Raw genomic sequence first — 5,955 nt, forward strand, 5'->3', positions numbered from 1 at the left:
TTGTCCGGGCCTATGTGAAGGACAACTTTGTGGACAAGGGGATGTGCGCCGACTTTGCTATCCATGACAAGGGAACCGGCAACCCTCATGTCCATATCATGCTGACGCTCCGGCCTCTGAAAGAAAATGGACAGTGGGGCGCAAAGTGCCGCAAGGCATACGATCTGGACGAGAATGGACAGCGTATCCCGGATGGGAAAGGCGGTTGGAAAAATCACAGAGAGGATACGACCGACTGGAACGATAAAGGAAATGCGGAGATTTGGCGGGCAGCGTGGGCGGCTTACACCAATCGGGCGTTGGAATCTGCCGGCAGACCGGAGCGCATTGACCATCGCAGCTACAAGCGGCAGGGCATTGATAAGATTCCCTCTGTCCATCTGGGGCCAGCTGCCAGCCAAATGGAAAAGCGCGGCATCCGTACCGACAAGGGGGAGGTAAATCGGCAGATTGCCGCTGACAACAAGCTGCTGAAAGAAATCAAAGCCCGCATTACCCGTCTTTATCGCTGGTCGAAAGCCGAAACGGAAAAACCACAAACACAGCAAAGCAGCTTGACAGCTTTGTGGGAGGCTCAGCAGCAGTTGAACGCTCCTCACACCCGCACCGGCAAAATCCGGGCTTTGCAAGAAAGCGCTGCACTATTCAGCTTTTTGCAGGCAAACAGCATCCAGTCTATGCAGCAGCTTCATGAAAAAATCGCTGATATGAACAGCTGTTACTATGACCTGCGGGGAAAGATCGTCAAAGCTGAGCGTCGGATCGCCATTCTTACCGAACGCGGGGAGATGTGGGAACAGTACAACCAGTACAAGTCCATCCACAAACAGCTTGCCAAAGTAAAGCCGGAAAAGCGGGAACAGTTTGAACAGCGCCACAGCCGGGAACTGATCCTCTATGACGCAGCAGACCGGTATCTGAAAGAACTGAAAGACAGTGGTGAGGCAATCACCCCGAAGGCATGGCAGCGGGAAATCGACCAGCTGGCCGCTGGAAAGCAGACGGACACGCTTGCCATGAAATCCATGCGGGAGGATTTGAAAGCAATGGAACGGCTCCGCAAAACCGCCGAGCAGCTGTCCAGACAGGAACGGAACAAGTCTCATGACCGGGAGCCGGAGCGGTAAGGGCTACCGCGTTTCACGACATACTTTTGCACACAGAAAAACCGCCGTACAGGTTTCCCCATACGGCGGCAGACTGTTTATTTGCCGAACAAGTCGCTGTGTGTGCCGGTGCGGGCCAGCGTCAGCACCAGAACATCATCCTCTATGCGATAGACAAGCAGCCAGTCCGGGAGAATATGACATTCCCGATGACCTGCCCAATCGCCGGACAGGTCATGGTCACGGTTCTTATCCGGCAGCGGTTCGCCCATTGCCAGCAATGCTACGACCTGCTCCAGCAGCTCGATCTTCAAGCCACGCTTGATGGCTCGTTTGTAGTCCTTTTTGAAACTGGTCGTGTACTTGACGGTATATTTGGTTTCTTTCATCTTTTCAGGTCAGCAAATAACTCGTCAAGGTCATTGTAGCCCTTTACAGACGGGTCTTTTGCAATCCTTTCCGCTTCCAGCATGGCAGCAACCGTTTCTTTGTTCGGCTGTTCCAGCCTTACTTCAAAGGGAATGCCGCCTTCACGAAGCGACTGGCGCACAAAGATGTTAAACGCCGTAGTCAGGTTCATGCCAAGTTCAGTAAACAGTGCGTCCGCCTGCGCTTTCAAATCTGCGTCCATGCGGATACTGATGTTTGTGGTATTTCCAGCCATACGATCAACCCCTTTCTGCTGGCAATTATAGTATATGACATTTGCACGAAGAAAACAATACTTTGCACGAATATTTAACAATAAATTCATTCAAGGAGGTTACCGGCTTTATGAAAGAAATCACTTATGAAGAACGACAGGACTGAACCTATCCCCGTCATGGATTACCGCCAGTACCGCAGAGTGCGGAGGCTGGTGCATGAGTGCTGTAACTACATCGACGGAAACTGTATCGCCCTGGACGATGGAGAGGAATGTGTCTGTGTCCAGTCCATTTCCTACCCCCTGTTGTGCAGGTGGTTTCGGGCGGCGGTATTGCCGCAGGATAAGGAACTGGAAACGGCGCTGTTCCACCGGCTGAATGCGAAGAAATGCGCCATATGTGGGGCGCTGTTTACCCCCGGTTCCAACCGGGCCAAATACTGCCCGGAATGTGCCGCACGCATGAAGCGGGTCAACGCCGCAAAGCGCAAGCGGAAACAACGGGAGAAATGTCACGCTTTAGGGGCTGAAAAACCCTTGTAAATCAAGGCTTTTTTCGAGGGTGTCAAAGGCAGGCTGATAGATTTATCCTCTGACCCCTAAAACGGCCTTAAAATGCGTATAGAATCCCCAGAGAACCCCCAGAGAACCCCCAAGGAGGAACCCTATGTCAGACAACCGAAAATATTATTACCTGAAACTCAAAGAAAACTATTTTGACGATGATTCCATCGTGCTGCTGGAAAGTATGCAGGATGGTGTGCTGTATTCCAACATTCTGCTCAAGCTGTATCTGAAATCGCTGAAACATGGCGGGCGGCTCCAGCTTGACGAGGACATCCCCTACACGGCGCAGATGATCGCCACCATCACCCGCCAGCAGATCGGCACTGTGGAGAGAGCCTTGCAGATCTTTTTGAAGCTGGGTCTTGTGGAAGTGCTGGACAGCGGCACATTCTACATGAGCAACATCGAACTTTTAATCGGCCAGTCCTCTACCGAGGCCGAGCGAAAGCGGGCTGCAAGGATTCAAAATAAGGCTCTTTCTGCGCCCCGGACAAACGGCGGACATTTGTCCGACATTCGTCCACCAGAGATAGAGATAGAGTTAGAGAAAGAGATAGAGATAAAGAGAGAGATAGAGAAGGGACGCTCCGCCCGCGCCTATGGCCGTTACCAGAATGTTTTCCTGACGGACGAGGAACTGGCAGACTTACAGGCCAGTTTTCCCACTGTATGGGGCCAGTACATCGAAAAGCTGTCCGAATACATGGCCTCTACCGGTAAGCGGTATCAGAGTCATGCCGCCACCATCCGGCGCTGGGCCGGTGAGGACGCGAAAAAGGCGGCCCCGCCCACCCGCAACCGGGATTACAGCGTAAAGGAGGATGAAACTGTATGATTGAGATTACCGCAGAAATCCGGGCGCTGATCGACAAGGCAGCTGCCGGTATGGAATTGGCCGGGGACGAGTATATAGACCCGTCAGACGGTCTCATCCACTGTAAGAAATGCGGCGGCCAGAGGCAGACCGTTGTGCCATGCTTTGGAAAACCAGGCTACTTCATGCCCCGCTGTATCTGCCAGTGCCAGCGGGAGGCTGAGGAGCAACGCAAGGCTGCTGAAGAACGGCAGCGCCGCATGGAGCGTATCAAACGCCGAAAGGCACAGGGCTTGCAAGACCGTTATCTGTATGACTACACATTTTCCAATGATAACGGGCAAAACCCATTGATGGACAAGGCTCATGCCTATGTGGAGAACTGGAAAGAAGCATATAAGAGCAATATCGGGCTTTTGCTGTTTGGAGATGTGGGAACCGGCAAATCTTTTTTCGCCGGATGTATCGCCAATGCTCTACTTGACCGGGATGTGCCTGTGCTGATGACGAACTTTCCCACCATCCTGAACCGCCTGACAGGGATGTTCTCCGAAGACAGGGCCGACTTTATCGCCAGCTTTGACGAATACGACCTGCTTATCATTGACGATTTGGGTATGGAGCGCAGTACCGAGTATGCGATGGAGCAGATGTTTTTCGTCATTGACAGCCGATACCGCAGCCGCAGGCCCATGATCATCACCACCAACCTGAAACTGGCCGAACTCAAGAACCCGCCTGACCTGGCCCACGCCCGTATCTATGACCGTATTCTGGAATGGTGTGCGCCGATTCTTTTTGACGGGAAGAATTTCCGGGAAGAAAATGCCGGTGCTACCCGACAGACAGCAAAAGACATTGTAAACAGTAAGCAAGACTGATTTTTTACCGGGCGGCACAGACCCGTTCGGAGAAAGGAGCGCCATGAACAGAGAACCCCGTACTATGCAGGTGGCAGACGCCGCTACTGCGTCCAGAGCGCCGGAAAACACGCCAGCGATGGTAAAGAAAATCGGTAAGACAACCTACAAGGTTCATGTCCATTTCAGCAATACCAGCACAGAAACCTTGAGCGATAAAATCAAGCGTATGCTCAAAAATGAAATTCAGCAGATGTGACAGACTGATAAACGAAGCCGCCTTGTGCTAAACTGATGATGGTACGCACCAAAATTTTTGTCAAGGAGGACACGAAAATGCTTTACACAGAAAAAGAGAAACATGAAATTGAGCGAGTAAAGGAAGTCTTTGCGGAACATCTGCGGCAAAGCCCTGATTTTGAACTGCTCTGGTCGGACAAGGTAGGCTATGTCTGGCTGACGATTGGCGTCAATCCGCTTTATGTGGATACTGGCATCAGGATAGAATCAGCTGCTGATCTCTGCGGCAGGTGTTTGGATGATGTTGCTACGGATGTTTTATATATGACGGGCAACGATCATGCACTGGAAGCCGCCGATCCGCTGGAATTGGCCGAAATCAAGCGGCGCTGGGAGCTATATATCAACCAGCTGCCAGACTATGCATATCTCTGCAAAGACCTGCTGGACGGAAAAATGTAAGCTGTTAAACGAGGTGTCAGGAGCCATACAGTGCTTCTGGCACCTTTTTTGTGGATTTTTTGTGAATTTGATGAAAAAGTCCTTGACAATTTGTCTCTGGCAAGACGGCAAAATCGATCCTTATTTCCTGCGGCGCTCGTTTGGCTCCCTTTGACATTCCCCAGCTCCGGGAAATTATGTCCTATGACGAGCTGGAGCTTGACCGCATGGGCGATAGGAAAACAGCTACTTTCTTTGTCATCTCTGACACGGACAGCACCTACAATTTTTTGGTGGCTCTGGCCTTTTCGCAAATGTTCAATCTGCTCTGTGAGCGGGCGGACAATGTGCATAGGGGCCGCCTACCCCATCATGTGCGGGTGCTTTGGGACGAGGCGGCTAACACGGGACAGGTGCCGGGGCTGGAAAAGCTGGTGGCCGTCATCCGCTCCCGCGAGGTGTCTTTGGTATTGCTGTACCAACAGTTAGCACAATGCAAGGCCATTTACGACAAACACGCTGAAACGATTTTGGGAAACATGGACAGCGTTGTGTTTTTGGGAGGCAGAGAGGCCAGCACCATCAAGGAAATATCCGAGAACTGGCTGGGCAAGGCCACCATCTCTATGCAGACCGAGGGGCGCTCCCGTGGGCAGTCTGAAAGCTACAACCAGAACACCCAGCGGCTGGGCCGGGAGCTGATGACCCCCAGCGAACTGGCGACCATGCCCGGAGACAAGTGCATTTTGCAGCTCCGGGGCCTGCCGCCGTTTTTCTCCAAAAAGTACGATTTGAAGCAGCACCCCAATTACCGATACACGGCAGAGGCCGATAAAACCAAAAACGCCTTTGACCTCGACAAGCTCATCAACCGCCGCAGGCGGCCCGGGCTGAACGAGGTTTGCGAGGTGTACGAGGCGGCGGTGCCCGAAGATGCGCTCACAGCCGAGGACGAGGACATCCTGAGCTATGACGACATCGACGATCCCGACGCTTTTGTATAAATCACTTCGAGACAAAGTGTCCCGAAGCAGTCACTTGCCGCCCACACCGGGCGGCTTTTTTCATGGCCGGGGCTATGACCCCGGAGAAATGGAGGAATATATGCAATTTTTCGCTTCCGCTATCACTACTTTGCAGACCCTTGTTGTTGCTCTCGGCGCTGGCCTCGGCGTGTGGGGCGTTGTCAATCTGCTGGAGGGCTACGGCTCGGACAATCCCGGTAGCAATGCTCATGTACGGTAAGGAAGCAAGCAACCGAAAACAAGAGATAGACCGCCA

General features: G+C 52.5%; 8 protein-coding genes and 2 pseudogenes. 8 read left to right on the plus strand and 2 right to left on the minus strand.

Annotated features, from left to right (window positions below; translation table 11 throughout):
- The coding region (locus ACT8X9_RS12515) for a MobA/MobL family protein (RefSeq protein ID WP_444269208.1) at positions 1-1,127 on the plus strand (1,127 nt) is incomplete at its 5' end.
- Positions 1,128-1,204: 77 nt separating this feature from the next.
- Here the strand turns inward: ACT8X9_RS12515 and ACT8X9_RS12520 are convergent.
- Both ACT8X9_RS12520 and ACT8X9_RS12525 read right to left on the minus strand, forming a co-directional pair.
- A complete protein-coding gene (locus ACT8X9_RS12520) occupies positions 1,205-1,495 on the minus strand; it encodes a type II toxin-antitoxin system YafQ family toxin (RefSeq protein WP_002596328.1) in 291 nt (96 codons plus the stop codon).
- Entirely contained in the window at positions 1,492-1,770 is a 279-nt protein-coding gene (locus ACT8X9_RS12525) for a type II toxin-antitoxin system RelB/DinJ family antitoxin (protein ID WP_005924829.1), read from the minus strand. The genes ACT8X9_RS12520 and ACT8X9_RS12525 overlap by 4 nt, the downstream gene beginning before the upstream one ends.
- 126 nt (positions 1,771-1,896) lie before the next feature.
- Between ACT8X9_RS12525 and ACT8X9_RS12530 the strand changes: the two genes are divergently transcribed.
- The 7 genes and pseudogenes from ACT8X9_RS12530 to ACT8X9_RS12560 all read left to right on the plus strand — a co-directional run.
- On the plus strand, positions 1,897-2,295 hold the full coding sequence (locus ACT8X9_RS12530) for a cysteine-rich VLP domain-containing protein (RefSeq protein ID WP_444269209.1): 399 nt from the start codon (positions 1,897-1,899) through the stop codon (positions 2,293-2,295).
- Between the two features lie 124 nt (positions 2,296-2,419).
- Positions 2,420-3,154 (plus strand): phage replisome organizer N-terminal domain-containing protein, encoded by a 735-nt coding sequence (locus ACT8X9_RS12535; protein WP_238047120.1) that lies wholly within the window; start codon positions 2,420-2,422, stop codon positions 3,152-3,154.
- Complete coding sequence (locus ACT8X9_RS12540; RefSeq protein WP_444269210.1) at positions 3,151-4,014, plus strand: ATP-binding protein; 864 nt, start codon at positions 3,151-3,153, stop codon at positions 4,012-4,014. Before ACT8X9_RS12535 ends, ACT8X9_RS12540 begins: the two co-directional genes overlap by 4 nt.
- 64 nt (positions 4,015-4,078) lie before the next feature.
- Entirely contained in the window at positions 4,079-4,252 is a 174-nt protein-coding gene (locus ACT8X9_RS12545) for a transposon-encoded TnpW family protein (protein WP_444269211.1), read from the plus strand.
- Between the two features lie 77 nt (positions 4,253-4,329).
- Positions 4,330-4,695 (plus strand): hypothetical protein, encoded by a 366-nt coding sequence (locus ACT8X9_RS12550; RefSeq protein WP_015528457.1) that lies wholly within the window; start codon positions 4,330-4,332, stop codon positions 4,693-4,695.
- 86 nt (positions 4,696-4,781) lie between these two features.
- Positions 4,782-5,678, plus strand: a pseudogene (locus ACT8X9_RS12555) (VirD4-like conjugal transfer protein, CD1115 family); the annotation flags it as partial.
- 100 nt (positions 5,679-5,778) lie between these two features.
- A pseudogene (locus ACT8X9_RS12560) lies at positions 5,779-5,907 on the plus strand (Maff2 family mobile element protein); the annotation flags it as partial.
- Positions 5,908-5,955 lie beyond the last annotated feature (48 nt).

The organism is Faecalibacterium sp. (genome assembly GCF_052358865.1).
In the GTDB taxonomy this organism is placed as follows: domain Bacteria; phylum Bacillota; class Clostridia; order Oscillospirales; family Ruminococcaceae; genus Faecalibacterium; species Faecalibacterium butyricigenerans.

Coding starts and splice junctions, on each gene's coding strand:
- ACT8X9_RS12520 (WP_002596328.1), bottom strand. CDS start 1,495: ATGAAAGAAACCAAATATACCGTCAAGTACACGACCAGTTTCAAAAAG.
- ACT8X9_RS12525 (WP_005924829.1), bottom strand. CDS start 1,770: ATGGCTGGAAATACCACAAACATCAGTATCCGCATGGACGCAGATTTG.
- ACT8X9_RS12530 (WP_444269209.1), top strand. CDS start 1,897: ATGAAGAACGACAGGACTGAACCTATCCCCGTCATGGATTACCGCCAG.
- ACT8X9_RS12535 (WP_238047120.1), top strand. CDS start 2,420: ATGTCAGACAACCGAAAATATTATTACCTGAAACTCAAAGAAAACTAT.
- ACT8X9_RS12540 (WP_444269210.1), top strand. CDS start 3,151: ATGATTGAGATTACCGCAGAAATCCGGGCGCTGATCGACAAGGCAGCT.
- ACT8X9_RS12545 (WP_444269211.1), top strand. CDS start 4,079: ATGCAGGTGGCAGACGCCGCTACTGCGTCCAGAGCGCCGGAAAACACG.
- ACT8X9_RS12550 (WP_015528457.1), top strand. CDS start 4,330: ATGCTTTACACAGAAAAAGAGAAACATGAAATTGAGCGAGTAAAGGAA.